Genomic DNA, 23,418 nt, shown 5'->3' with positions numbered 1-23,418 from the left:
CCCGGTGTCAGGATCTTCTGCGTCGGTGCTTCTGGAATGTGTCGGTACGTCGGGTCCGGCGCCTGAGCCGGTGACCCCGCGCCGATTACTTGATCATGTAGATCGTGGCGAAGAGGCCGATCCAGACGACATCGACGAAGTGCCAGTAGTAGGACACGACGATGGCGGCGGTCGCCTGCTCGTGGGTGAACCTCCGGGCCGCGTAGGTGCGGCCGAGGACCAGCAGGAAGGCGATGAGTCCGCCTGTCACGTGCAGTCCGTGGAAGCCGGTGGTCAGGTAGAACACGGATCCGTACGGGTCCGACGAGAGCGAGAGGCCCTCGTGCTTGACCAGCTCCGTGTACTCGAAGACCTGACCGCCGATGAAGATCGCACCCATGATGAAGGTGACGATGAACCACATCCGGAGCTTCTTCACGTCCCCGCGCTCGGCGGCGAAGACGCCGAGCTGGCAGGTCAGGGAGGAGAGCACCAGGATGGTGGTGTTCGTCGCCGAGAACGGGAAGTTCAGGCTTGACGCCATTTCCTTCCAGTGATCGGGACCAGTCACCGATCGCAGGGTGAAGTACATCGCGAAGAGGGCCGCGAAGAACATCAGCTCGGAACTCAGCCAGATGATGGTTCCGACGCTGGTGAGGTTCGGTCGATTGACCGGCGGGTGCGCGTGCCCGGTATCTACTGTCGTTGCTGTCGCCACGACCGACATTATGTCGGTCGCTTATCCCGCCCTCACCCCGGGGGGTGCCGTTCGGAGTGTCTGCGGCGTGTGTGCTGCCCGTATGGCCCATCGGAGCGGTGTCCGAACCGGTGTTGACGAGGTGTCGGGAGGAGTAGCATCCGCGCGAGATCACCTCGACGAAGCGGAGGAACCATGCAGCCGACCGCCACGGTCCTTGTCTACAGCGACAACGCGAACACCCGTGAGCAGGTCCGTCTGGCCACCGGGCGCAGGCCGGCCTCCGATGTCCCGGAAGTCACCTTCATCGAGTGCGCGACGCTCCCGGCGGTTCTCCGGGAGCTGGACAAGGGCGGCATCGACGCGTGCGTGCTCGACGGGGAGGCCGTCCCCGCGGGGGGCATGGGCGTGTGCCGGCAGATCAAGGACGAGGTCTTCCACGCCCCGCCGGTGCTGCTGCTCATCGGGCGGCCGCAGGATGCCTGGCTGGCCACGTGGAGCCGTGCGGAGGCCGCGGTGACCTTGCCGGTCGAGCCTGTGGAGTTTGCCTCCGCGCTGGCCGGCTTGCTGCGCAGCAAGCCGGCCCTCAGCGCTTGAGAGCCCACTGGCTCGGGGCTTTCTGCCGTTCGGCGGGTGCGGGTGGGTTGTGGCTTGTCGCGCAGTTCCCCGCGCCCCTGCGGGGCGCGCCCGCCCGCCCGCGCCCGCTCGCCGCGTTTACGCTGATTCAGGGCGCAGGCGGGCCGTGTCCGCGGGGGTTGGGCCCTCCTTGGCGGCCCTGAGCAGGGCGCTGCCCTTGCGCCATTTGTCCCAGCTCACGTTCCAGTCTCCGAAGCCGTTCCCGAACGGGTCCATGTCTGCGCCGTAACTGTTGACGACCTTCACGATGTCGCCCTGGCGGACGGTCTCGTAGAACCAGGCGGCGTTGCCGGTGCTCATGCCGGTGCAGCCGTGGCTGGTGTTCGCGGAGCCCTGGGAGCCCACCGACCAGGGGGCCGCGTGCACGTACTCGCCGCTGTCGGTGACCCTGGTCGCGTAATAGACCATTTTGTCGTAGAAGTCCGAGGCGCCGATGCTGGCGCTGGTCATGCGGACGACGTACTCCTTGCCGAGGACCACCTTGATGCCGTTGCGCGTGGCGTAGCCGGGCTTGCCGGTGGTCACGGGGATGGAGTTGATCTCCTGGTCGTTGCGGTAGACCGTCATCCAGTGCGAGCCGGCGTCCGTCACGGCCACGACCTTGTCGCCGGTGGTGAACTGCAGGGGCTTGGCCGCGGCGCCCCAGAGCTTGTCGGTGACCTTGATGCCGTCCAGGTTGCTGTGGACGTCGACGGTGGCGTTGGTGGGCCAGTAGTCCTTGGGGCGGTAGTGCAGCGTCCTGCTGTCCACCCAGTGCCAGGTGCCCTCCGTGGCGGGCCTGGAGCGCACCTTCAGCGCCCGCTCCACGGTGGCCCGGGCCTCCTTGCCCTCGACCTTGGCGCTGAGCTTCGCGGTGACGGGCTGGCCGACGCCGTACTTGCCCGCCTGGGGGCCGAAGGTCACCTTGAGTTGCTTCTTCTTGGCCGCCTGGTTCGTGGCGAACGTCAGGACCTTGCGGCCGGGTGAGCCCTCGTCGTCCTCCGTGCTGACCCGCACCGTGTAATGGGCCCCTGCGGCCAGCGGGGCGGTGCTGTGCCACCGGGAGCCGTCGGCGGCGAGTTCGCCCGCCACATAGCGGCCCATGGCGTCGGTGGCGGTCACGTCGGTGATGCGCCCGTCCTCGCCCTGCGCGGTGACTTCGAGCGGTTTGTCGGGGTCGGCCTTCTGGCTGCCCGCGGGCCCGTTGAACGCGATCTGGCTCGCCGCGTCGTACGGCTTGGCCGAGAGCGGATGGCCGTCGTTGCCGCAGGCCGTGGCCCCCGCACCGAGGGCGACCACCAGCGACGTGCAGCTCAGTACCGTGCGGATACGCGGTGAATTGCTCATAAAGCACACGGTATGAAGGTTCATCAAGTACGGCGCGCCGAGTGACCCGTACGAGTTCCCCCGGACGGCCCAACGAAAAGGCCCCGGGGCCCGGACTCTCCGTCAGGAGCGTCCGGGCCCCGGGGCCCTGCGGTGCGGGGAGACCTACTGGGTCTGGTTCTCGCCGCGGTAGTACTCGAACACCCAGCCCCACAGGCCGATCAGGATGATCGGGGCCGAGAAGTACAGCAGCCACCAGCCGAAGACGACGCCCATGAAGGCGAGCGCGCCACCGACGGCCAGAGACAGCGGCTGCCAGCTGTGCGGGCTGAAGAAGCCCACCTCGCCGGCCTCGTCCGCGACGTCGGCCTCCTTGTTGTCCTGTGCCGAGGCGTCGACCCGCCGGGCCGTGAAGGCCAGGTAGTAGCCGATCATGATGCACAGGCCGAAGGCCAGGAAGAGCGCGGTGGTACCGGCGGGCTCCTTCGACCACCAGCCATAGACGATCGCCATGGCCAGTACGAAGACGCTCAGCCAGATGAACATCTTGCCCTGGATCTTCACTTGCCGGCCTCCTTGCTGCCAGCGAGGGCGTTGTCGCCTTGCTCGATGTTCTCGAGCTGGTCGATCGCGGAGATCTCCGGGTGGTGCAGGTCGAACGCCGGGGATTCACTGCGGATGCGCGGCAGCGTGAGGAAGTTGTGCCGCGGCGGCGGGCAGGACGTGGCCCACTCCAGGGAGCGGCCGTAGCCCCACGGGTCGTCGACCTCGATCTTCTTGCCGTACTTGGCGGTCTTCCAGATGTTGTAGAAGAACGGCAGGATCGACAGACCGAGCAGGAACGAGCAGATCGTCGAGATCGTGTTCAGGGCGGTGAAGCCGTCGGCGTCCAGGTAATCCGCGTACCGGCGCGGCATGCCCTCGGCACCCAGCCAGTGCTGCACCAGGAACGTGCCGTGGAAGCCGACGAACAGCGTCCAGAAGGTGATCTTGCCGAGGCGCTCGTCGAGCATCTTGCCGGTGAACTTCGGCCACCAGAAGTGGAATCCGGAGAACATCGCGAACACCACGGTGCCGAAGACCACGTAGTGGAAGTGCGCGACCACGAAGTACGAGTCCGACACGTGGAAGTCCATCGGCGGCGAGGCCAGGATGACACCCGTCAGACCACCGAAGGTGAAGGTGATCAGGAAGCCGATCGCCCAGAGCATCGGGGTCTCGAAGGACAAGGACCCCTTCCACATCGTTCCGATCCAGTTGAAGAACTTCACGCCTGTTGGCACGGCGATGAGGAACGTCATGAAGGAGAAGAACGGTAGGAGTACGCCGCCTGTGACGTACATGTGGTGCGCCCACACCGTCACCGAGAGACCGGCGATGGCAATGGTCGCGCCGATCAGGCCCATGTAGCCGAACATCGGCTTGCGGGAGAAGACCGGGATGACTTCGGAAATGATTCCGAAGAATGGCAGGGCGATGATGTACACCTCTGGATGGCCGAAGAACCAGAAGAGGTGTTGCCATAGCAGGGCCCCGCCGTTGGCGGCGTCGAAGATATGGGCACCGAATTTACGGTCCGCCTCCAGGGCGAACAGCGCGGCGGCCAGAACCGGGAAGGCCAGCAGGACCAGCACGGCGGTCAGCAGCACGTTCCACACGAAGATCGGCATGCGGAACATCGTCATGCCGGGCGCGCGCATGCAGATGATGGTGGTGATGAAGTTGACCGAGCCGAGGATCGTGCCGAAGCCGGAGAACGCCAGACCCATGATCCACATGTCGGCGCCGATGCCCGGCGAGCGGACCGCGTCCGACAGCGGCGAGTAGGCGAACCAGCCGAAGTCGGCGGCGCCGTTCGGCGTGAGGAAGCCACCCACCGCGATCAGCGAGCCGAACAGGTACAGCCAGTAGGCGAACATGTTCAGACGCGGGAAGGCGACGTCGGGAGCACCGATCTGGAGCGGCATGATCCAGTTCGCGAAGCCCGCGAACAGCGGCGTCGCGAACATCAGCAGCATGATCGTGCCGTGCATCGTGAACGCCTGGTTGAACTGCTCGTTCGACATGATCTGCGTACCCGGACGGGCGAGCTCGGCGCGCATGAAGAGCGCCATGACGCCGCCGATGCAGAAGAACGCGAACGACGTGACCAGATAGAGCGTGCCGATCGTCTTGTGGTCCGTGGTGGTCAGCCACTTGATGACGACGTTGCCCGGCTGCTTGCGCCTGACCGGCAGCTCGTTCTCGTACGAGTCTTCCGCTGCCGCGGCACCCTGGGGTTCGTTGAGGATGCTCACAGGTTGTTCGTCTCCCGGTTCTTCTCGTGGCCCGTCTGCTCGATGCCGGCCGGGATGTAACCGGTCTGGTTCTTCTTCGCGAGGTCCTCGAGGTGCTGCTTGTAGCGCTCGGGAGAGACGACCTTGACGTTGAAGAGCATCCGGGAGTGGTCGACGCCGCACAGTTCGGCGCACTTGCCCATGAAGGTGCCCTCCTTGTTCGGAGTGACCTCGAAGGCGTTGGTGTGGCCCGGGATGACGTCCTGCTTCATCAGGAACGGAACCACCCAGAAGGAGTGGATGACGTCACGCGAAGTCAGGACGAAGCGGACCTTCTCCCCCTTGGGGAGCCAGAGGGTCGGGCCCGGGTTGCCGTTCTGCGGGTTCCGCTCGCCGGGCGTACCGACCTGGTAGACGCCGTTGGCGTTGGCCGGGAAGTCCTCGCGGAACCGCTTCGGAATGGCGTCCAGGTCCTTGGACGTCTTGGCGTTGTCCTTGCCTGCGCCCGGCACGTTCTCGATGTAGTTGAAGCCCCAGCTCCACTGGAAGCCGACCACGTTGATGGTGTGGGCGGGCTTGTCGTCGAGCGCGAGGAGCTTGGACTCATCACGTGCCGTGAAGTAGAAGAGCACCGAGACGATGATGAGCGGGACCACCGTGTACAGCGCCTCGATGGGCATGTTGTAACGCGTCTGCGGAGGGACCTCCACCTTGGTGCGGCTGCGCCGGTGGAAGATGACGCTCCACAGGATCAGGCCCCAGACCAGCACGCCCGTGGCGAGCGCAGCCGCCCACGAGCCCTGCCAGAGGGAGAGGATCCGCGGGGCCTCCTCCGTGACCGGGGTCGGCATACCAAGGCGGGGAAAGTCCTTGTATGTGCAACCGGTGGCGGTTACCAGGACCAGGCCCGCAGTCAATGCCTGCAGCAGCTTCCGCCGCATCGGGCGCCGCGGCGAGCGGTCGGAGCCGTTGGGACTCACGTAGCGCCTTCCCGAGAGTCTCGCCCGCGCTGTTGGCTGCGGCCTTCTCGGTGGTCGGTCGCCGCCCTGCGTCGGGCAGGGGTTTGGATGTTTATGCGGACCAAACCCTACTGGACGCTATTTGGGGTCGCGCGGGGAGGGTGCCTAACGCGCCGCGGGTCACTCTGTCGGGGTGGGATGCGCCTCCGCCAGCCGGTATCTGACGGAGGCTTGGGTCGCCTGAGAGCTCGGTCGGGACTCTTTGTCGGCGGCTGCGGGTTTGGTTTGGTTGCTCGCGCAGTTCCCCGCGCCCCTTAGTGGGTTGCCTCGCCGGAAGCTTTGGCGCCCCTGAGGTGGGCCGTCTCGCCGGAAGCTTTAGCGTGGGCCTGTGGCCTACTTCGATGTTGCTTCGTCCGCCCCGCTCCATCCCGTTGCTCGGCAGGCGCTGGTTGCTGCGCTTGATGAAGGGTGGGCCGATCCGGCGCGGCTGTATCGGGAGGGACGACGGGCTCGGCTGCTGCTGGACGCGGCGCGGGAGGCGGCCGCGGAGGCGGTGGGGTGCCGGCCGGACGAGCTGGTGTTCACCTCATCGGGGACGCGGGCGCTGCACGACGGGGTCGCGGGCGCGCTGGCCGGGCGGCGGCGGGTCGGCGGGCACCTCGTGGTGTCGGCCGTCGAGCACTCGGCGGTGCTGCACGCGGCGGCCACGCACGAGCGGGCGGGCGGCACGGTGACCGAGGTCGGCGTGGACCGGGCGGGCGCGGTGTCGACGGCAGCGTATGGAGCCGCGCTGCGCGAGGACACCGCGCTCGCGTGTCTGCAGTCCGCCAACCACGAGGTGGGCACCGAGCAGCCGGTGGCCGAGGTGGCGGACGTCTGCCGGGCGGCCGGGGTGCCGCTGCTCGTGGACGCGGCGCAGTCGCTGCCGTGGGGGCCGGTGGACGGCGACTGGTCGCTGCTCGCCGCGAGTTCCCACAAATGGGGCGGGCCCGCGGGGGTCGGGCTGCTCGTGGTGCGCAAGGGGGTGCGGTTCGCGCCACACGGGCCGGTGGACGAGCGGGAGTCGGGGCGCGCGCCCGGCTTCGAGAACATTCCGGCGGTCGTGGCGGCCGCCGCGGCGCTGCGGGCGGTGCGGGCCGAGGCGGCGGCGGAGGCCGGGCGGCTGCGCGAGCTGACGGAGCGGATCCGGGCGCGGGTGCCCGGCCTGGTGCCGGATGTGGAGGTCGTCGGCGATCCGGTGCGGCGGCTGCCCCACCTCGTCACCTTCTCCTGTCTCTATGTCGATGGAGAGACTTTGCTGCACGAGCTGGACCGGGCGGGGTTCTCGGTGTCGTCCGGCTCCTCCTGCACCAGCAGCACGCTGACGCCGAGCCATGTGCTCAAGGCGATGGGCGTGGCCAGCGAGGGCAATGTCCGCGTGTCGCTGCCGTTCGGCGCCGACGCCGCAGAGGTCGAGCGGTTCCTGGAGGTGCTGCCGGGCGCGGTCGCCGGGGTGCGCGAGAAGCTCGGCGCGCCGGTCGCCTCCGCCGCCACCGGCACCCTGGACGAGCTGACCGTCGACGCCCTGGGCGAGCGCTGCCCGCTGCCCGTGATCGAGCTGGCGAAGGCGCTCCCCCGGGTCCGCGTCGGCGGCACGGTCACCGTCCTGTCGGACGACGAGGTCGCGGCCGTGGACATCCCGGCGTGGTGCTGGACGCAGAAGCAGGAGTACGTCGGCGCGCGGGAGCGGGAGCACGGGGTGGCGTACGTGGTACGGCGGCTGGTGTAGCGGGGCGGTCCCCTTGCCGGGGCGCGTGGTGCGGCTTGCCCGCTCGCGTGGGGCGGCTCATCGGTCCGCCTGGTGCCGCGTGGTGCGGCCGGGTGCGGGAGCGGTCCGCCCCCGCACCCGGCCGAGAGACCCGCGCTACGGCAGGTGGGACTTGACCTCTTCCGCGGCCTCGTCGCCGTACTGCTTGGTGAAGCGCTCCATGAACTGGGCGCGGTGCAGCTCGTACTCCTGCGTGCCCGTGGTCTCGATGACCAGGGTGGCGAGCATGCAGCCGATCTGGGCGGCGCGCTCGTGCGAGACGCCCCAGGACAGGCCGGAGAGGAAGCCGGCGCGGAACGCGTCGCCCACGCCCGTCGGCTCGACCTTGGCCTTCTCCTCGGGCACGCCGACCTGGACCGGGTCCTGGCCGTCGGCCTCGATGCGCACGCCGTTCGCGCCGAGGGTGGTCACGCGGTGGCCGACCCTGGCCAGGATCTCGGCATCGCTCCAGCCGGTCTTGGACTCGATGAGCCCCTTCTCGTACTCGTTGGAGAACAGATACGTCGCGCCCTCCAGGAGGTTGCGGATCTCGTCGCCGCCCATGCGGGCGATCTGCTGGGAGAAGTCCGCGGCGAACGGGATCTTGCGGGTGCGGCACTCCTCCGTGTGGCGGAGCATCGCCTCCGGGTCGTCGGCGCCGATCAGGACGAGGTCCAGGCCGCCGACGCGGTCGGCGACCGTCTTGAGCTCGATGAGGCGGGCCTCGCTCATCGCGCCGGTGTAGAAGGAGCCGATCTGGTTGTGATCGGCGTCCGTGGTGCACACGAAGCGGGCCGTGTGCAGCGTCTCCGAGATGCGGACCGAGGCGGTGTCCACCCCGTGCCGGTCGAGCCAGGCGCGGTATTCGTCGAAGTCGGCGCCGGCCGCCCCGACGAGGATCGGGCCGGTACCGAGCTGGCCCATGCCGAAGCAGATATTGGCGGCGACGCCGCCGCGGCGGACGTCGAGGGCATCGACCAAAAAGGAGAGGGAGACCGTGTGGAGCTGGTCTGCGACCAATTGGTCGGCGAAGCGACCAGGGAAGGTCATGAGGTGGTCGGTGGCGATGGAGCCGGTGACTGCGATTCGCACGGCTGGAAGCTCCTGCAGCGAGGTAGCGGTTGACGGTTAACGCTATCCGGTCGAACACCCCTCGTTGAAGTGGCCAAAAATACCCAATAGTAGGTCTTTCTTCGTCGGGCAAGCGGTGCATACGGTTCCGTTATGGCCGTCATCGCGAAACACACCGTTCCGCAGTACTCCGCCGAGCCCGCCCCCGAGACCCTGGAAACCCTGGAATCACTGCGCGGCGACTGCGTCCGCATGGTCCCGCACTGGGTGGTGCCCGCCGTCCCGGCCGCGCCCGTGCCGCCGTCGCTGATCCACGGGGTCACGGTCCCGGCCGCCTCCGCCCGCGTCATCGACGGCATGGCGGAGTACGGGGACTGAGTACGGGACCGAGTACGGGGACGCAGACCGGCCACTCCGCGGTGACCGGCCGCGTACACCCCGGCGTGTGCCGAGGGAACCGCGCGCTCCCCCGCCGCGTCCCACCGCTGTCCCCTACAGAGGGGATGCGGTGTACGCCGAAACCTCATGGGTGGGGTTTCCGGGACGGCTGGGCGTTCTAAGGAGCGATGCGGTGAGCAGCGAGCAGACGCAGGACGGACAACGGCGGCGGTCACCGCTGGTGATCGCCTCGGTCGCGGCCGCGGTGCTGCTCGCGGGCGGCGGCGGGGCGTATCTGGCGGCGTCGTCCGACGACACGGGCCGGGACACCTCGGCGCGCGACGGGGGCGAGCCGCCTCCGCTCACCCTCGACGCGTACGCGGGCGACCGCGACGGCCGCTCCGACCAGGGCCCCGACGGGGACACCGAAGGCATCGCGCCGGGTGAGCCCGACCCGAACGGCGCGACGTACAAGGCCGTGGGCGAGCTGCCCGACGGGCCCGGCTCGGCGGCCGTGCACCACGTGCGCGGCGACGTCACCCGGGACCGGGTGAGCCGCCTGGCGAAGGCCCTGGGCCTGTCCGGCACCCCGGTCGCACGGGACGGCGCCTGGCGGGTCGGGCCGTCGAACGACGGCGCGGGCCCCTCGCTCCGGGTCGGCCAGGAGGCACCCGGCACCTGGACGTACACCCGGCACGCGGCGCCCGGCAGCGACAACTGCCTGAAGGGCAAACGCTGTCCGGGGACCGGCACCCGCGCCCCCGACGACTCCGGCGACGCCGTGAGCGAAGCCGCGGCGAAGAAGGCCGCCGCCCCCGTCCTGAAGGCCGCCGGCCTGGACGACGCGAAGCTGGACGCCCGCCAGCTCATGGGTTCCGTACGGGTGGTGAACGCCGACCCCGAGGTGGGCGGCCTTCCGACGTACGGCTGGTCGACCGGTGTCCAGGTCGGCGCCGACGGCCAAGTGGTGGGCGGCAGCGGCCACTTGACCGAGCCGGAGAAGGGCGCGACGTACCCCGTCGTGGGCGCGCAGAAAGCACTCGATCTGCTGAACAAGTCCGGCAGGGGTGACGGACGCGGAGGCATCGGCGGCTGCGCGACTCCGGTGCCGCACGCGGACGGCGGAGGCCCGGGCGGCGGCAAGGACGCCCCGTGCGAACCGGCCCCCACGCCGCCGAAGCCGCAGCCGGTCGCCGTCGAGGACGCCGAGTTCGGCCTCGCGGCCCAGTTCGTGGACGGCCGCACCGCGCTCGTGCCGTCCTGGCTGTTCCAGGTGAAGCCGGAGGGGGCGCCGGAGGCCTACACGGTGACGCACCCCGCGGTGGACCCGAAGTATCTGCGGGCGCCCGCGCCCGGGACCGTCGGCCCGTCGCAGGGCCCGACGGTCAAGCCCGGCGATCCGGACACCCGCACCAGCGAGGTGAAGGCCGACGGCTACAGCACCGAGGGCCGGACGCTGACCGTCCACTTCACCGGCGGCGTGTGCAGTACGTACGCGGTGTCGGCGGACGAGCGCGGCACGGAGGTCGCCGTGAAGATCACCGAGACCGTGAAGAAGGGCACCATGTGCGTCGCGATGGCGCAGTTCTACGAGCTGTCGGTGACGCTGGACGAGCCGCTCGGCGACCGGAAGGTCGTGACCGGCGACGGCAAGGCGGTGCCGCGCGACGACGGCACCCGCGAGGGGATTCCCGCACCCCGTAAGTAATCCGCAAGCAGCAGCCGGCAGCGGAGCGCCCGGGCCGAAGGGGGCCCGGGCACAACGAAGGCGGCGGCGCCCACGAGGGGTGCCGCCGCCTTCGTACGTAGACAGCCTTCGCTCAGCTGAAGGAGTCGCCTAGCTGAAGGAGTCGCCGCAGGCGCAGGAGCCCGAGGCGTTCGGGTTGTCGATCGTGAAGCCCTGCTTCTCGATGGTGTCGACGAAGTCGATGGAGGCACCGCCCAGGTACGGAGCGGACATGCGGTCGGTGACGACCTTCACACCGCCGAACTCCTTCACCACGTCGCCGTCCAGCGAGCGCTCATCGAAGAAGAGCTGGTACCGCAGGCCGGAGCAGCCGCCCGGCTGAACGGCCACGCGCAGCGCCAGGTCGTCCCGGCCTTCCTGGTCCAGCAGGGCCTTGACCTTGGCCGCGGCGGCGTCGGACAGGAGGATGCCGTCGCTCACGGTGGTGGTCTCGTCCGATACGGACATCTGCTTCTCTCCCGGGTTGTACGGAGACTGCTTGCCGACGGTTGCAACCGGCGGGGCCGCGTGTTCATTCCCATGCTCGCACACAGGCCCGCACGGGGGATGCGTCACATCGACACTATGGCCATCGTCAAACTGACGTGAAGCGGTTATGATAGATAACGTCAATTCGACGAAAAGGATCCGTGGTGCCGGTACCCGGCCCACTCGAAACGCGGCTTCGGCCGCGTTCGTCACAGAAGAAAGGGTGTGTGTCGTGACCACCGCCCAGACCGCCGTGGACCCCTCCGAGCTCGACGTACAGCCGACCCCGCTCGCCCTGCTGCTGCTCGGCCGCGAGGCCGACCCCAGGAGCGAGCGCGGCGTGGAGTGCCCCGGCGACCTGCCCTCGCCGTCGGACCCCGGCCTGGTGGAGCGCGCCCGCGCCGCCAAGGAGAGGCTCGGCGACAAGGTCTTCGTGCTCGGCCACCACTACCAGCGCGACGAGGTCATCCAGTTCGCCGACGTCACCGGTGATTCCTTCAAGCTGGCCAAGGACGCGGCCGCCCGGCCGGAGGCGGAGTACATCGTCTTCTGCGGCGTGCACTTCATGGCCGAGTCCGCGGACATCCTGACCGGTGACGAGCAGAAGGTCGTGCTCCCGGACCTGGCCGCGGGCTGCTCGATGGCCGACATGGCGACGGCCGAGCAGGTCGCGGAGTGCTGGGACGTGCTGACCGAGGCCGGCATCGCCGAGCGGGTCGTCCCCGTCTCGTACATGAACTCCTCCGCCGACATCAAGGCGTTCACGGGCAGGCACGGCGGCACGATCTGTACGTCGTCGAACGCCAAGCGGGCCCTGGAGTGGGCCTTCGAGCAGGGCGAGCAGGTGCTGTTCCTGCCCGACCAGCACCTCGGCCGGAACACCGCCGTGCGCGACATGGGCATGTCCCTGGAGGACTGCGTCGTCTACAACCCGCACAAGCCGAACGGCGGCCTGACCGCCGAGCAGCTGCGGAACGCGAAGATGATCCTGTGGCGCGGGCACTGCTCCGTGCACGGGCGCTTCTCGCTGGAGTCGGTCGAGGACGTGCGGGCCCGCATTCCCGGCGTGAACGTCCTCGTGCACCCGGAGTGCAAGCACGAGGTGGTGGCCGCGGCCGACTACGTGGGCTCCACGGAGCACATCATCAAGGCCCTGGAGGCGGCCCCGGCCGGCTCGAAGTGGGCGATAGGCACCGAGCTGAACCTCGTCCGCCGCCTTGCGAACCGGTTCGCCGCCGAGGACAAGGAGATCGTCTTCCTCGACAAGACGGTCTGCTTCTGCTCGACCATGAACCGCATCGACCTGCCGCACCTGGTCTGGGCCCTGGAGTCGCTGGCCGACGGCAAGCTCGTCAACCGCATCGAAGTCGACCGCGAGACCGAGCAGTTCGCGAAGCTGGCCCTGGAGCGGATGCTGGCGCTGCCGTAGCCCTGACCGCTGACGACGGCCGCGCGCCCCGCGCTCAGTCGCCCCGCGGCCGCACCAGGCCCGACTCGTAGGCGATGACGACGAGTTGGGCCCGGTCGCGGGCGCCGAGCTTGGCCATCGCCCGGTTCACGTGGGTCTTCACGGTGAGCGGGCTGACCTCGAGGCGTTCGGCGATCTCGTCGTTCGAGTGGCCGCCCGCGACCTGCACCAGGACCTCGCGCTCGCGGCCGGTGAGCGCGTCCAGGCGCTCGCTGCGGGCGGGCGCGTCGCTGTCGGAACCGTCGCCCTGCGCGAGGAACTTGGCGATGAGCCCCTTCGTCGCCGCGGGCGAGAGCAGCGCCTCGCCCGCGGCCGCGATGCGGATCGCCCCGAGCAGTTCGTCCGGCTCGGCGCCCTTGCCGAGGAAGCCCGAGGCCCCCGCCCGCAGCGACTGCACGACGTACTCGTCGACCTCGAAGGTGGTCAGCATGACCACGCGTACGTGGGACATGGCCGGGTCGTCGCTGATCATGCGGGTGGCGGCGAGACCGTCGGTGCCGGGCATGCGGATGTCCATCAGGACGACGTCCGCCGACTCGGCCTTCGCGAGCCGCACCGCCTGCGCCCCGTCGGACGCCTCGCCGACGACCTCCATGTCGGGTTCGGAGTCGACGAGGACCTTGAACGCACTGCGCAGCAGCGCCTGGTCGTCGGCGAGCAGCACCCGGATCGTCACGCGGTCGTCCCTCCCTTGACCGGGGAGTGCCCCCGGTCGGCCTGTTTCGCGGTCGCGACCGGCAGGATCGCATGGACGCGGAAGCCGCCGCCGTAGCGGGGCCCCGCGCTGCACCGCCCGCCGAGGGCGCTGACGCGCTCGCGCATGCCGAGGAGGCCGTGCCCGCCGCCGCGGTCCGGGTCGTCGGCGGCCTGCGCGTCGTCGCCGGTGCCGTCGTCGAGGACGGTGATCTCCAGGTTCGGGCCCACGCGTACGACGCTGACCTCCGCCTTGGCGTGCTCCCCCGCGTGCTTCTGCACGTTGGTGAGGGCCTCCTGGATGATGCGGTACGCGGCCAGGTCGACGGCGGCCGGGGGCGTCAGGTCGGCGTCGCCGCGGGCCACGTCCACGGGCAGGCCCGCGTTGCGGAAGGTGTCGACGAGGTCGTCGAGGCGGCCGAGGCCGGGTGCCGGCTCCGTGGGGGCCTCCGGGTCCCCGGTCTGGCGCAGCAGGCCGACGGTGGCGCGGAGTTCGCCGAGCGCGGAGCGGCTGGCGTCGCGGACGTGCGCGAGGGCCTCTTTGGCCTGGTCGGGCCGTTTGTCCATGACGTGCGCGGCGACTCCGGCCTGCACGTTGACCAGGGCGATGTGGTGGGCGACGACGTCGTGCAGATCGCGGGCGATGCGCAGCCGTTCCTCCGCGACGCGGCGCCGGGCCTCCTCCTCACGGGTGCGTTCCGCGCGCTCGGCCCGCTCCCTGATGGCGTCGATGAAGGCGCGGCGGCTGCGGACGGCGTCGCCCGCGGCCGCGGCCATGCCGGTCCAGGCGAAGATGCCGAGGTTCTCCTGCGCGTACCAGGGCAGTGGGCCCGCCAGCATGGCGACGCCGGTCAGGCCCGCCATGGTGACCAGGCCGATGCGCCAGGTGGTGGGGCGGTTGGTGCTGGCGGCGACCGTGTAGAGGGCGATGACGGCGCACATCACGACCGGGGCGCGGGGGCCGCTCGTCACGAGCTCCACGATGGAGAGGCCGGAGGTGGCCGCGAGCACGGTCCACGGGGTGCGGCGGCGGAAGACGAGGGTGGCGGCACCGAGTGCCATGAGGGTGAGGCTCAGGGCGCCCGGGGCGTGCACGTTCCAGGTGGAGCCCCGCTCGCCGTACGGCTCGGCGAAGGAGCCGATGACCATGCAGAAAAGGGCGGCGCCCGCGAGGATCGCGTCGACGGCCAGCGGGTGCGTTCTGGCCCAGCCGCGGGACCGTTCAAAGTTGGTCACGTGCTAAAAGGTACGGCGCCGCTCCGGCAGGCGGAACGGAAAGGGGATTCCCTGGACCGGGGTTGACGCGCCGGCTTGACACGCCTGCCGCCGGAGCCGGGTGACCCGGCGGCGCCCCGGGGGCTAGCCCGGGATCAGGCCGTCGTCGGAGAGCATCTCGCGGACCTCGTCGAGGGTCGCGTCGGGCGCGGGGAGGATCAGCTCCGAGGGTTCCAGCGCGTCGTCGGCCAGTGGCTCGCCGAGCTGTCGCACCGTGTCGAGGAGTGCGTGCAGGGTCCGGCGGAAGCCGGCCTCGTCCCCGCTCTCCATTTCCTCGAGCAGCTCGTCGTCCAACTTGTTCAATTCGGCGAAGTGGCTGTCTGCCAGCCTCACCTGCCCCTCCCCCATGATCCGTACGATCATGACGCCCTCCTCGGACGTGAGCGGTTCGGTCCCAGCGCTTCTGGATACTGCGTGCCCTGCTGCGTGCTGCGTGCTGCCTGCTGCCTGCTGCCTGCTGCCTGTCGAAGCTTGCCTGCTGCTTTCGAAGCTGCTTACTGCTTGTCGAAGCGGGGGGTGTCCTGCGGCTGCGCCTGCTGGCTCTGGCCGCCCTGGCCGCCCTCGATGGCCTGCTGCGACGTGCTGGAACCGCCGGCCAGCTCGGCCTTCATGCGCTGCAGCTCCAGCTCTACATCTGTACCACCGGAGAGGCGGTCCAGCTCGGACTGGATGTCGTCCTTGGCGAGCCCGGAGGAGTCGTCGAGGGCGCCGGAGGCGAGCAGCTCGTCGATCGCGCCGGCCCGCGCCTGGAGCGTCGCGGTCTTGTCCTCGGCGCGCTGGATCGCCATGCCGACGTCGCCCATCTCCTCGGAGATGCCGGAGAAGGCCTCGCCGATCCGGGTCTGGGCCTCGGCGGCGGTGTACGTCGCCTTGATGGTCTCCTTCTTCGTGCGGAAGGCGTCCACCTTGGCCTGCAGGCGCTGGGCCGCGAGAGTGAGCTTCTCCTCCTCGCCCTGCAGCGTCTGGTGCTGGACCTCCAGATCGCTGACCTGCTGCTGGAGGGCGGCGCGGCGGGACAGGGCCTCGCGGGCCAGGTCCTCGCGGCCGAGGGCCAGCGCCTTGCGGCCCTGGTCCTCCAGGGTGGAGGACTGCTTCTGGAGCTGGTTGAGCTGCAGCTCGAGACGCTTGCGGGAGGTCGCCACGTCGGCGACGCCGCGGCGCACCTTCTGCAGCAGTTCCAGCTGCTTCTGGTACGAATAATCGAGGGTTTCGCGCGGGTCCTCGGCCCGGTCAAGGGCCTTGTTCGCCTTCGCGCGGAAGATCATCCCCATACGCTTCATGACACCGCTCATGGGCTTCGCGCGCCCCCTTCTGACGGACTTCCAGCTCCAGCTACTGCAACAGAACCCACGGTACGGGGTCTGTATCCATTACCGCACTGTTCGCGAGCGGATGCGCTCATCCCCAAGGACGACTGCTCCACCCGACTCTCCGGCGCAAGGAGTAGGTGCGCCCCTGGGAAACTGCCCGCAAGGCCCCTTTAGCCACATAATCAAGACGCTCGGCGTTGCGGGATCGTTCCCCGTACGACGGTCATCCATACCCCCGTACCCCGTACCCTTTGTTTGTGTTCCGTAGCCGATCCAAGGACGACAAGGCCCCGGCAGCCAAGGCCCCGGTGACCGACGACTCGTCCGCGCAGACCCGTGACCCGCAGGCCCCCAAGGGCCGCCCCACCCCCAAGCGCGCCATGGCCCAGTCCCAGCGCCGCACCGTGATGAACGCGCCGACCTCGCGCAAGGAGGCCGCGAAGCGTCAGCGCGAGGAGCGCCGCACGCAGATGGCGAAGCAGCGCGAGGCGCTGGCCAGCGGCGACGAGCGGTATCTGCCCGCGCGGGACAAGGGGCCGGTGCGCAAGTTCGCCCGCGAGTTCGTGGACTCGCGGTTCAACGTCGCCGAGTTCTTCCTGCCGATGGCGGTGGTCATCCTCGTCCTGAGCATGGTCCGCATCCCGCAGCTGCAGAACATCGCGCTGCTCCTGTGGCTCGTCGTGATCGTCCTGATCGTCGTGGACTCTGTCGCCAACGTCATCCGGCTGAAGAAGCGGCTCGCGGAGCGCTTCCCGGACGAGAACAAGAAGGGCGCTGTCGCGTACGCCCTGATGCGCAGCCTCCAGATGCGCCGGCTGCGGCTGCCGAAGCCGCAGGGCAAGCGCGGAGCGCGGCCCTGAGCGAGGACCGGGGCGCGAGCCCTGGGGCCCGTGAGGCCGTCCGGCTCGAGCTGGTCGGGCGGCAGCTCGACGAGCGGATCGCGGCGCGGTTCCCGGTGGGAAAGCGGCTGCGGGTGCTCGACGTCGGCATGGGCGGGGGGACACAGGCGCTGCGCCTCGCCCGGGGCGGGCACGAGGTCACGGGCGTCGAGCGGGACCCGGATCATCTCGCCGCGGTGCGGGCGGCCGTGGGCGATGAGCCGGAGGGCATCCGGTCGCGGATGCGGGTCGTCGAGGGCGACGGGCGGGACACCGGGGTGCACTTCCTGCCCGGGAGCTTCGACGTCGTGCTGTGCCACGGCGGCCTGATGCACGTCGAGGAGCCCGACGCGCTGCTCGCGGGCCTCGGGCGGGTGCTGGCGCCCGGCGGGCTGCTGTCCGTGGTGGTGCGCAACGCCGACGCGCTGGCCATGCGGCCCGGGCTGCGCGGCGACTGGGGCGGGGCACTCGCCGCCTTCGGCGCGGACACGTACCGCGACGAGGCCGGCGCCGAGGTGCGGGCCCACCGGCTCGACGCGGTCGGCCAGGCCCTGGCGGGGATCGCCGCGCCCCTGGTCGCCTGGTACGGCGTCCGCGTCTTCTCCGAAGCCACCGAGATCCCGGGGCCGGGCCCCGGACTCGACGCGCTGCTCGCCGCCGAGGAGCGGGCCGGGCGGGTCGAGCCGTATCGGCGGGTGGCGAGCATGTTGCATCTGTGCGGAGGGCGGGACTGACCCTGCGGGTCCGCGTTCCCGCTGTGCGGGGCTGAAGCGTGACCCCTGTTTGGCGGGTCTGCGCAGGACCGGGGCGCGGGCGGGGGCTGAGACTCGGCGTATGAGAGTGCTGCGTACGCGTGTGATGGTGACGTCGGTGGCCGTGGCCCTGGTCGGGCTCGTCTCGGGATGTTCCGGCAACGGGGACGGAGACGGCACAGGGGCGGACCGTTCGACCACGCAGGCCGCCCCCGCCGCGGCGAGCGACCTTCAGGAGGACTACCAGAAGGTGATCAAGGACGTGCTGCCGTCCGTCGTACAGATCGACGCGGGCGACAGCCTCGGCTCCGGCGTGGTGTACGACGACAAGGGCCACATCGTCACCAACGCCCACGTCGTGGGGAACCAGAGGACGTTCCGGGTGACCACGGCCACCGGCGAACAGCCGCTCGGCGCGAAGCTCGTCTCGGCGTACCCCGAACAGGACCTCGCCGTCATCAAGCTGGACACCGCGCCGAAGAGCCTGAGGGCCGCGGAGTTCGGGGACTCCAAGAAGGTCGAGGTCGGCCAGATCGTGCTTGCGATGGGCTCGCCGCTCGGCCTGTCGTCGAGCGTCACGCAGGGCATCGTCTCGGCGACCGGACGCACGGTCAGCGAGGGCCGCGCGGGCGGCGGCACCGGCGCGACGATCGCGAACATGGTGCAGACGTCCGCCGCGATCAACCCGGGCAACAGCGGCGGCGCCCTCGTCGACCTCGACGGCCGGGTCATCGGCATCCCGACGCTCGCCGCGACCGACCCCGACATGGGCGACAGCGCCGCGCCCGGCATCGGCTTCGCGATCCCCGCGTCCATGGTGAAGACAGTGGCCGACCAGATCGTGGAGAGCGGCCGGGTCACCGACTCGGGCCGCGCCGCGCTCGGCGTCACCGCCCGCACCGTGCTCGGCGACGACTACCGCCCCGCGGGCGTGGCGATCGTCGAGGTGCGCAAGGGCGGCGGCGCGGACAAGGCGGGCCTGCGGCCCGGCGACATCCTCACCGCGCTCGGCGACACCCCGATCACGACGATCACCTCCCTGTCCGAGACCCTGGCGGCGCTCAAGCCGGGCGACAAGGAGCGGGTGACGTACGTACGCGACGGCGACGAGCACACGGCCGAGGTCACCCTCGGCGAGATGTAGGCCGACGGCCGGCCGGAGCACGTCGGGAAGGCCGTGGACGGCGAACGGCGGAGACGACGCAGGCGGGAGCCGCAGACCGCGGAGCCGACGAACGGCGCGAACATCACGCCCCGCGCACCGCAGGCGGGCGGCGGGCGGTGCACGGCGCAAAGCGGGCGGCGGGGGCGGCGTACGGCGCAGCAGGCGCAGACGGGGAACCGCAGACCGCGCAGCCGACGAACGGCGCCGACATCTCGCACGGCGGGCGGCGGCGTACGGCGCAGCAGGCACAGGCAGGGAACCGCAGACGCGCAGCCGACGAACGGCGCGAACACCGCGCACCGCGGGCGCCAGGCGGCGGGCGGCGGACGCGGCCGACGCAGCCAGCGCGGGCGACGCGGACGGATCGCCCCGCAAGACCGGCGGCGCCGGCAAACGGCCGGCGGGGGCGGCGCACCGCGCCGCCGCCCCCGCCGGAACCCTCGTCTCACGGCATCCCGGGCCCCGCCCGAGCCGCCCCCGCCGAAGCCGAACCCGCCGTCTCACGGCACCCGGGCCCCGCCCAAGGCGCCCCGCCAGAAAAAAGCGCCCACGCCAGAACTACGCCTCCTGAGCGTGCAGGCTCATCGGCCCATAGATCTCCGTGGTGTCCTCGAAGAGCGTCACCTGATCCGCGCCGCCCTCGGCGAGATCCTTCCAGTGTTCGCCGATCCAGGACTCCGCGTCTCCCTGGGTGGTGAACTCCTCGGGCTGCACGGCAGGCTGGACCTCCGTCCCGTCCGCCTTCTCGAACCGCCACGTCCATGCCGCCATGTCAGCCTCCCGAGGTCCAGTGGGTGTCCCGGCAGCCGCCCGGAGCGGGAGCCGGAGCCGCTTGAAGCCTAGCCGGGCGCGCGGCACCGGGGGCGACGCGGGAGGATCTTCCTGTGGAACTGACTCTGCTCGGCACCGGAGCCCCCGAAGGGCTGCCGCGCCCCGGCTGCCCCTGCGCCGTGTGCGCGACCGCGCTCGGCGACGACGCGCGGGCCGCCACGGCGCTCCTGGTCGACGGCGTCCTGCTGCTCGACCTCACGCCCGGCGCCGCCTTCGCCGCCGCCCGCGCCGGGCACTCCCTCGGCGGGGTGCGCCAGGTGCTGCTCTCGCACCCGCACGACGGCCCCGCCGTGGAGGTGCCGGCCGGGCTGCCGCAGCCCGGCCGCGTGCCCGACGGCCGCGAGCTCGCGCTCCTCACCGGCCACCGGGTGCGCGCGATCGCGACGGACGCGCCCGGCACCGGCTACGAGGTGACCGGCCCCGAGGGCGACCGGCTGCTGTATCTGCCGCCGGGTGCCGCGCCCGCCGGTTTCCCCGAGGAGCAGGCTCCGTACGAGATGGTCCTCGCCGACATCGTCGGGCGCCCGGACGGCCTGGCCCGGCTGCGGGCGGCCGGCGGCGTGACCCCGACGACGGACGTCCTGGCCGTCCACATCGGCCACGAGGCGCCCGCCGGGCCCGAGCTGACGCGCCGGCTCGCGGCGGCCGGCGCGCGTGCCGTCCCGGACGGCACGACGCTGGAGGTCGGCGCCTACGAGGACGTACCGGACCTGCCGCGCCGCACCCTCGTCCTGGGCGGCGCCCGCTCCGGCAAGTCGGTGGAGGCGGAGCGGCGCCTTGAGGCCTTCCCCGATGTGCTGTACGTGGCCACGGGCGGGAGCAGGAACGGTGATTCCGAGTGGGCGGAGCGGGTGCGGGCGCACCGCGAGCGGCGCCCCGGTTCCTGGCGGACCACGGAGACCTGCGACCTCGTCCCGCTGCTCACGGAGCCCGGGCCGCCGCTGCTCGTGGACTGTCTGTCGCTGTGGCTCACGCAGGTGATGGACGAGGTCAACGCGTGGGACGACGCCGAGTGGGCGGGCGGCGGGGAGCGGGCGCTGCGCAAGCGGGTCACGGAGCTCACGGACGCGGTGCGCGCCACCCGGCGCACTGTCGTCGCGGTGTCCAACGAGGTCGGCTCGGGCATCGTGCCCGCGACCGCGTCGGGCCGCCGCTACCGCGACGAACTCGGCCGCCTCAACGCCGCGTTCGCCGCCGAGTGCGAGCATGTGCTGCTCGTGGTGGCGGGGCAGGCCCTGACGCTGCGCGGCTGACGCGTTCAGGCCGCGTCGTGCTCCTTGCGGGCGATGACGCGGTACGCGTTGGCGAAGCCGGTGCGGGTGAGCAGGGGTGCGAGCAGGACGTCGGCCGCGTACGCGAGCGCGAGGAGCGGGGCGGACGCCCACGCGGCCGCCTGCCGCAACCAGCGCCGCCGGCGGCGCGGCGGCTCGGATCGCCAGGGCACGTCCGCCTCGGGCAGCAGCCGGTTGAGGAGGAGCGCGCACGCCGTGCCCAGGTCGGACGGCTCGTGCGGGGCGCGGCGGTCGACGTCGACGACGGTGAAGCCGAGCTCGTCCAGCTCGCGGCAGAGGTTGGCGAGCGGCACGAAGTGCGGATGCCACGGCTGGCGGTAGGACGCCCACCACTTGCCGAGCAGCCTGGCCGAGCGGCTCTCCGGGTCCGGGGCCTCGACGAGCAGGTGCCCGCCGGGGCGCAGCACGGTCGCGGCCGCCCGCAGTTCGGCGCGCGGGTCCGGCCGGCGTTGCAGGTAGTGGACCATGCTGAGCGCGTCGTAGCGGCCCGCGAGGTGCCCGGCGAGGTCGGTGAGACGGCCATGGTGGGCCTCCTCGACGCGGCCGCGCCGGGCGCCCTCCGCCAGGCCGGGGTCGCTGTCGAGCCCGTCGAAGGCCGTGTACGGCAGGACCTCCTTGGCGTCCGCCGGGAAGCGGGCGCGGCCGCTGCCCACGTCGAGCCAGCTCTCGGGCTCGACGAACCGGCTCAGCGCGCGGACACCGGCGAGACGCCGGGAACGGCCCGCCCCGGCGCGGGCGAGGATCGCGGCCGCGCCGCCGCCGAGCGCGTGGCAGAGGTCCTGCCGCCAGAGGTCCCGGTGGCCGAGGTCCTGCCCGCCGGAGCCCGGGCGGTAGAAGTCCAGGCCCGCGGCGCCGATCCGGGGGTTCTGGAAGGTGTGGGCGCAGTCCGCGCACCGCTCCAGCGTGAAACTGCCCGGCTTGCGCCGGATCAGGTCGGCGGTACGCAGCCGCACCCGCAGCCGGGTCGAGCCGCACCAGGGGCAGTCGTCGCGGCGCGGCTCTTGGAGGGTGCCGGTTCCTCGGGCCAGCCGGGCGAGGTGGGCCTGGCGGCGTTCGGCTGTCTGCTGCGCGAGGTCCATGACGTACTCGAAGTCCATGACGTACTCCTGGATGCGTGCGGCCAGCGATACGACGACGCGGTACGTAAAGGCGATACCGGCAATTCGGTACAAACAGACGATACGGACCGTAAGGGATGCCTCACGCCGATTCAATGACGTCCCAGAGCGCCGCGGCGCGCCTGCCGCGCATGGCCCGGGCACGCGGGGCCGTTCGCGCGAACGTCCGGGCACGCCGGTACTGTTCGCCGAATGAGCTCGCTGATTCTCGACGACTTCACCGACCTGATCGAGCGGCCCGACGGCGGGGTGCGCCGTGACGCCGAAGAGCGCAGGGAGCGCCAGGCCGTGCCGCCCGGGTCGCTCGGCCGCCTCGACGACCTCGCCGAATGGCTGTCGGCGGCGCAGGCCGCGGTCCCGGTCAAGCCGATCGAGCGGCCGAAGGCCGTGCTGTTCGCCGGCGATCACGGAGTGGCCGAGCTCGGCGTCTCCGCGCGGGCGGCGGGCGGCGCGGCCGAGCTCGTACGCGGCGTGCTGACCGGCGCGAGCCCCGCGGCCGTGCTCGCGCGGCGGCTCGACGTGCCCGTGCGGGTCGTCGACATGGCGCTGGACTGCGACGCGGACGGGCTGCCCGCCGAGGTCGCCGGGCACCGGGTGCGGCGTGGCTCCGGGCGCATCGACATCGAGGACGCGATGTCGGCGGAGGAGGCCGAGCGCGCGGTGCAGGCGGGCGTCGCGCTCGCCGACGAGGAGGCCGACTCCGGCACGGACCTGGTCGTGCTCGGCGACGTCAGTGTCGGCGGTACGACACCGGCGGCGACGCTGATCGCGGCGCTGTGCGGGACGGACGCCTCCGTCGTCACCGGGCGGGGCGGGGCGCCGATCGACGATCTGGCGTGGATGCGCAAGTGCGCGGCCGTGCGGGACGCGCTGCGGCGCGCGCGGCCGGTGCTCGGCGACCAGATGCAGTTGCTCGCGGCCGTGGGCGGGGCCGACCTGGCCGCCATGACCGGGTTCCTGCTGCAGTGCGCGGTGCGGCGCACGCCGGTGATCCTCGACGGGGTCGTGTCGGCGGCCGCGGCGCTGGTGGCGCAGCGGGTCGCGTTCCGGGCGCCGGACTGGTGGCTCGCGGGGCACGACAGCGGGGAGCCGGCGCAGGCGAAGGCCCTCGACCGGATGGCGCTGGAGCCGCTGCTCACGCACGGCGTGAAGGTCGGGGAGGGCGTGGGGGCGTTGCTGGCGGTGCCGTTGGTACGGGCCGCTGCCGCTCTGTCTGCGGAACTTCCTGCCGAGCAGGCCGGACAGCCTGAGCACAGCCCCGAGCAGGCCGGACAGACCGAGCAGAGCTGACGACAGCGAGCTCCGCAGCCGCATATCACATCACAACGCCCCAT

The 23,418-nt window shown here is 71.2% G+C and carries 23 protein-coding genes; 10 read left to right on the top strand and 13 right to left on the bottom strand.

Translation table 11 applies throughout. The features are described 5' to 3' along the window. Positions 1-85: 85 nt before the first annotated feature. The gene (ctaE, locus tag AC0KTA_RS27995; RefSeq protein ID WP_030360900.1) at positions 86-706 is read right to left on the bottom strand and encodes an aa3-type cytochrome oxidase subunit III; all 621 of its coding nucleotides are present in this window, start codon (positions 704-706) and stop codon (positions 86-88) included. Positions 707-871: 165 nt separating this feature from the next. Here ctaE and AC0KTA_RS27990 point away from each other — a divergent pair, with 165 nt between their 5' ends. Then, the gene (locus tag AC0KTA_RS27990; protein ID WP_481050985.1) at positions 872-1,273 is read left to right on the top strand and encodes a hypothetical protein; all 402 of its coding nucleotides are present in this window, start codon (positions 872-874) and stop codon (positions 1,271-1,273) included. 117 nt (positions 1,274-1,390) lie between these two features. Here the strand turns inward: AC0KTA_RS27990 and AC0KTA_RS27985 are convergent, their stop codons facing one another. The 4 genes from AC0KTA_RS27985 to ctaC all read right to left on the bottom strand — a co-directional run bounded on the left by AC0KTA_RS27985 (position 1,391) and on the right by ctaC (position 5,873). Beyond that, a complete protein-coding gene (locus tag AC0KTA_RS27985; protein WP_481050984.1) occupies positions 1,391-2,638 on the bottom strand; it encodes a L,D-transpeptidase in 1,248 nt (415 codons plus the stop codon). Positions 2,639-2,782: 144 nt separating this feature from the next. Continuing rightward, entirely contained in the window at positions 2,783-3,181 is a 399-nt protein-coding gene (locus AC0KTA_RS27980) for a cytochrome c oxidase subunit 4 (protein WP_481050983.1), read from the bottom strand. Beyond that, positions 3,178-4,914: an aa3-type cytochrome oxidase subunit I gene (ctaD, locus tag AC0KTA_RS27975; protein ID WP_481050982.1), complete on the bottom strand. Its 1,737-nt coding sequence runs from the start codon at positions 4,912-4,914 to the stop codon at positions 3,178-3,180. The genes AC0KTA_RS27980 and ctaD overlap by 4 nt, the downstream gene beginning before the upstream one ends. After that, positions 4,911-5,873 (bottom strand): aa3-type cytochrome oxidase subunit II, encoded by a 963-nt coding sequence (ctaC, locus tag AC0KTA_RS27970; protein WP_481050981.1) that lies wholly within the window; start codon positions 5,871-5,873, stop codon positions 4,911-4,913. Before ctaC ends, ctaD begins: the two co-directional genes overlap by 4 nt. A 367-nt stretch (positions 5,874-6,240) precedes the next feature. Between ctaC and AC0KTA_RS27965 the strand changes: the two genes are divergently transcribed. Then, positions 6,241-7,620, top strand: a complete 1,380-nt coding sequence (locus AC0KTA_RS27965) for an aminotransferase class V-fold PLP-dependent enzyme (RefSeq protein WP_481050980.1) — start codon at positions 6,241-6,243, stop codon at positions 7,618-7,620. Between the two features lie 135 nt (positions 7,621-7,755). On the opposite strand, the gene AC0KTA_RS27960 is transcribed toward AC0KTA_RS27965, so the two are convergent. Further along, complete coding sequence (locus AC0KTA_RS27960) at positions 7,756-8,730, bottom strand: carbohydrate kinase family protein (protein WP_481050979.1); 975 nt, start codon at positions 8,728-8,730, stop codon at positions 7,756-7,758. A gap of 132 nt (positions 8,731-8,862) precedes the next feature. Here AC0KTA_RS27960 and AC0KTA_RS27955 point away from each other — a divergent pair, with 132 nt between their 5' ends. Both AC0KTA_RS27955 and AC0KTA_RS27950 read left to right on the top strand, forming a co-directional pair. Next, positions 8,863-9,087: a hypothetical protein gene (locus tag AC0KTA_RS27955; protein WP_481050978.1), complete on the top strand. Its 225-nt coding sequence runs from the start codon at positions 8,863-8,865 to the stop codon at positions 9,085-9,087. 193 nt (positions 9,088-9,280) lie between these two features. Next, positions 9,281-10,795: a hypothetical protein gene (locus tag AC0KTA_RS27950; RefSeq protein WP_481050977.1), complete on the top strand. Its 1,515-nt coding sequence runs from the start codon at positions 9,281-9,283 to the stop codon at positions 10,793-10,795. Positions 10,796-10,924: 129 nt separating this feature from the next. On the opposite strand, the gene AC0KTA_RS27945 is transcribed toward AC0KTA_RS27950, so the two are convergent. Further along, positions 10,925-11,281: a HesB/IscA family protein gene (locus AC0KTA_RS27945; protein ID WP_481050976.1), complete on the bottom strand. Its 357-nt coding sequence runs from the start codon at positions 11,279-11,281 to the stop codon at positions 10,925-10,927. 253 nt (positions 11,282-11,534) lie between these two features. On the opposite strand from AC0KTA_RS27945, the gene nadA reads away from it, so the two are divergent. After that, positions 11,535-12,731, top strand: a complete 1,197-nt coding sequence (gene nadA / locus AC0KTA_RS27940; RefSeq protein WP_481050975.1) for a quinolinate synthase NadA — start codon at positions 11,535-11,537, stop codon at positions 12,729-12,731. A 34-nt stretch (positions 12,732-12,765) separates the two neighbouring features. Here nadA and AC0KTA_RS27935 read toward each other — a convergent pair whose 3' ends face one another. The 4 genes from AC0KTA_RS27935 to AC0KTA_RS27920 form a co-directional block, all read right to left on the bottom strand. Continuing rightward, a complete protein-coding gene (locus AC0KTA_RS27935) occupies positions 12,766-13,446 on the bottom strand; it encodes a response regulator (protein ID WP_481050974.1) in 681 nt (226 codons plus the stop codon). Continuing rightward, positions 13,443-14,699, bottom strand: a complete 1,257-nt coding sequence (locus AC0KTA_RS27930) for a sensor histidine kinase (RefSeq protein ID WP_481050973.1) — start codon at positions 14,697-14,699, stop codon at positions 13,443-13,445. Before AC0KTA_RS27930 ends, AC0KTA_RS27935 begins: the two co-directional genes overlap by 4 nt. Positions 14,700-14,822: 123 nt before the next feature. Beyond that, the gene (gene pspAA / locus AC0KTA_RS27925; RefSeq protein ID WP_481050972.1) at positions 14,823-15,101 is read right to left on the bottom strand and encodes a PspA-associated protein PspAA; all 279 of its coding nucleotides are present in this window, start codon (positions 15,099-15,101) and stop codon (positions 14,823-14,825) included. Between the two features lie 131 nt (positions 15,102-15,232). Next, positions 15,233-16,030 (bottom strand): PspA/IM30 family protein, encoded by a 798-nt coding sequence (locus tag AC0KTA_RS27920; protein ID WP_481050971.1) that lies wholly within the window; start codon positions 16,028-16,030, stop codon positions 15,233-15,235. A gap of 275 nt (positions 16,031-16,305) precedes the next feature. Here AC0KTA_RS27920 and AC0KTA_RS27915 point away from each other — a divergent pair, with 275 nt between their 5' ends. The 3 genes from AC0KTA_RS27915 (at position 16,306) to AC0KTA_RS27905 (ending at position 18,822) form a co-directional block, all read left to right on the top strand. Then, complete coding sequence (locus tag AC0KTA_RS27915; RefSeq protein ID WP_481050970.1) at positions 16,306-16,908, top strand: DUF3043 domain-containing protein; 603 nt, start codon at positions 16,306-16,308, stop codon at positions 16,906-16,908. Beyond that, positions 16,905-17,660: a class I SAM-dependent methyltransferase gene (locus tag AC0KTA_RS27910; protein ID WP_481056586.1), complete on the top strand. Its 756-nt coding sequence runs from the start codon at positions 16,905-16,907 to the stop codon at positions 17,658-17,660. Before AC0KTA_RS27915 ends, AC0KTA_RS27910 begins: the two co-directional genes overlap by 4 nt. A 100-nt stretch (positions 17,661-17,760) precedes the next feature. Continuing rightward, complete coding sequence (locus AC0KTA_RS27905; RefSeq protein ID WP_481050969.1) at positions 17,761-18,822, top strand: S1C family serine protease; 1,062 nt, start codon at positions 17,761-17,763, stop codon at positions 18,820-18,822. Positions 18,823-19,401: 579 nt separating this feature from the next. Here the strand turns inward: AC0KTA_RS27905 and AC0KTA_RS27900 are convergent. Beyond that, a complete protein-coding gene (locus tag AC0KTA_RS27900) occupies positions 19,402-19,614 on the bottom strand; it encodes a hypothetical protein (protein ID WP_481050968.1) in 213 nt (70 codons plus the stop codon). A gap of 113 nt (positions 19,615-19,727) precedes the next feature. Between AC0KTA_RS27900 and AC0KTA_RS27895 the strand changes: the two genes are divergently transcribed. Continuing rightward, positions 19,728-20,927 (top strand): bifunctional adenosylcobinamide kinase/adenosylcobinamide-phosphate guanylyltransferase, encoded by a 1,200-nt coding sequence (locus tag AC0KTA_RS27895; RefSeq protein ID WP_481050967.1) that lies wholly within the window; start codon positions 19,728-19,730, stop codon positions 20,925-20,927. A 5-nt stretch (positions 20,928-20,932) separates the two neighbouring features. Here AC0KTA_RS27895 and AC0KTA_RS27890 read toward each other — a convergent pair whose 3' ends face one another. Next, positions 20,933-22,138, bottom strand: a complete 1,206-nt coding sequence (locus AC0KTA_RS27890) for a class I SAM-dependent methyltransferase (protein WP_481050966.1) — start codon at positions 22,136-22,138, stop codon at positions 20,933-20,935. Positions 22,139-22,276: 138 nt separating this feature from the next. Between AC0KTA_RS27890 and cobT the strand changes: the two genes are divergently transcribed. Next, complete coding sequence (gene cobT / locus AC0KTA_RS27885; protein WP_481050965.1) at positions 22,277-23,374, top strand: nicotinate-nucleotide--dimethylbenzimidazole phosphoribosyltransferase; 1,098 nt, start codon at positions 22,277-22,279, stop codon at positions 23,372-23,374. The last annotated feature ends 44 nt before the right edge of the window (positions 23,375-23,418 follow it).

The sequence above is a fragment of the Streptomyces sp. Y309 genome (genome assembly GCF_056712025.1).
This window is presented reverse-complemented; position numbering and strand designations above follow the sequence as displayed.

What these genes read in the sequence shown, in the direction of transcription:
- ctaE (WP_030360900.1), bottom strand. Translation starts at nt 706, where the DNA reads ATGTCGGTCGTGGCGACAGCAACGACAGTAGATACCGGGCACGCGCAC.
- AC0KTA_RS27990 (WP_481050985.1), top strand. Translation starts at nt 872, where the DNA reads ATGCAGCCGACCGCCACGGTCCTTGTCTACAGCGACAACGCGAACACC.
- AC0KTA_RS27985 (WP_481050984.1), bottom strand. Translation starts at nt 2,638, where the DNA reads ATGAGCAATTCACCGCGTATCCGCACGGTACTGAGCTGCACGTCGCTG.
- AC0KTA_RS27955 (WP_481050978.1), top strand. Translation starts at nt 8,863, where the DNA reads ATGGCCGTCATCGCGAAACACACCGTTCCGCAGTACTCCGCCGAGCCC.
- AC0KTA_RS27945 (WP_481050976.1), bottom strand. Translation starts at nt 11,281, where the DNA reads ATGTCCGTATCGGACGAGACCACCACCGTGAGCGACGGCATCCTCCTG.
- pspAA (WP_481050972.1), bottom strand. Translation starts at nt 15,101, where the DNA reads ATGATCGTACGGATCATGGGGGAGGGGCAGGTGAGGCTGGCAGACAGC.
- AC0KTA_RS27920 (WP_481050971.1), bottom strand. Translation starts at nt 16,030, where the DNA reads ATGAGCGGTGTCATGAAGCGTATGGGGATGATCTTCCGCGCGAAGGCG.
- AC0KTA_RS27905 (WP_481050969.1), top strand. Translation starts at nt 17,761, where the DNA reads ATGAGAGTGCTGCGTACGCGTGTGATGGTGACGTCGGTGGCCGTGGCC.
- AC0KTA_RS27900 (WP_481050968.1), bottom strand. Translation starts at nt 19,614, where the DNA reads ATGGCGGCATGGACGTGGCGGTTCGAGAAGGCGGACGGGACGGAGGTC.
- cobT (WP_481050965.1), top strand. Translation starts at nt 22,277, where the DNA reads ATGAGCTCGCTGATTCTCGACGACTTCACCGACCTGATCGAGCGGCCC.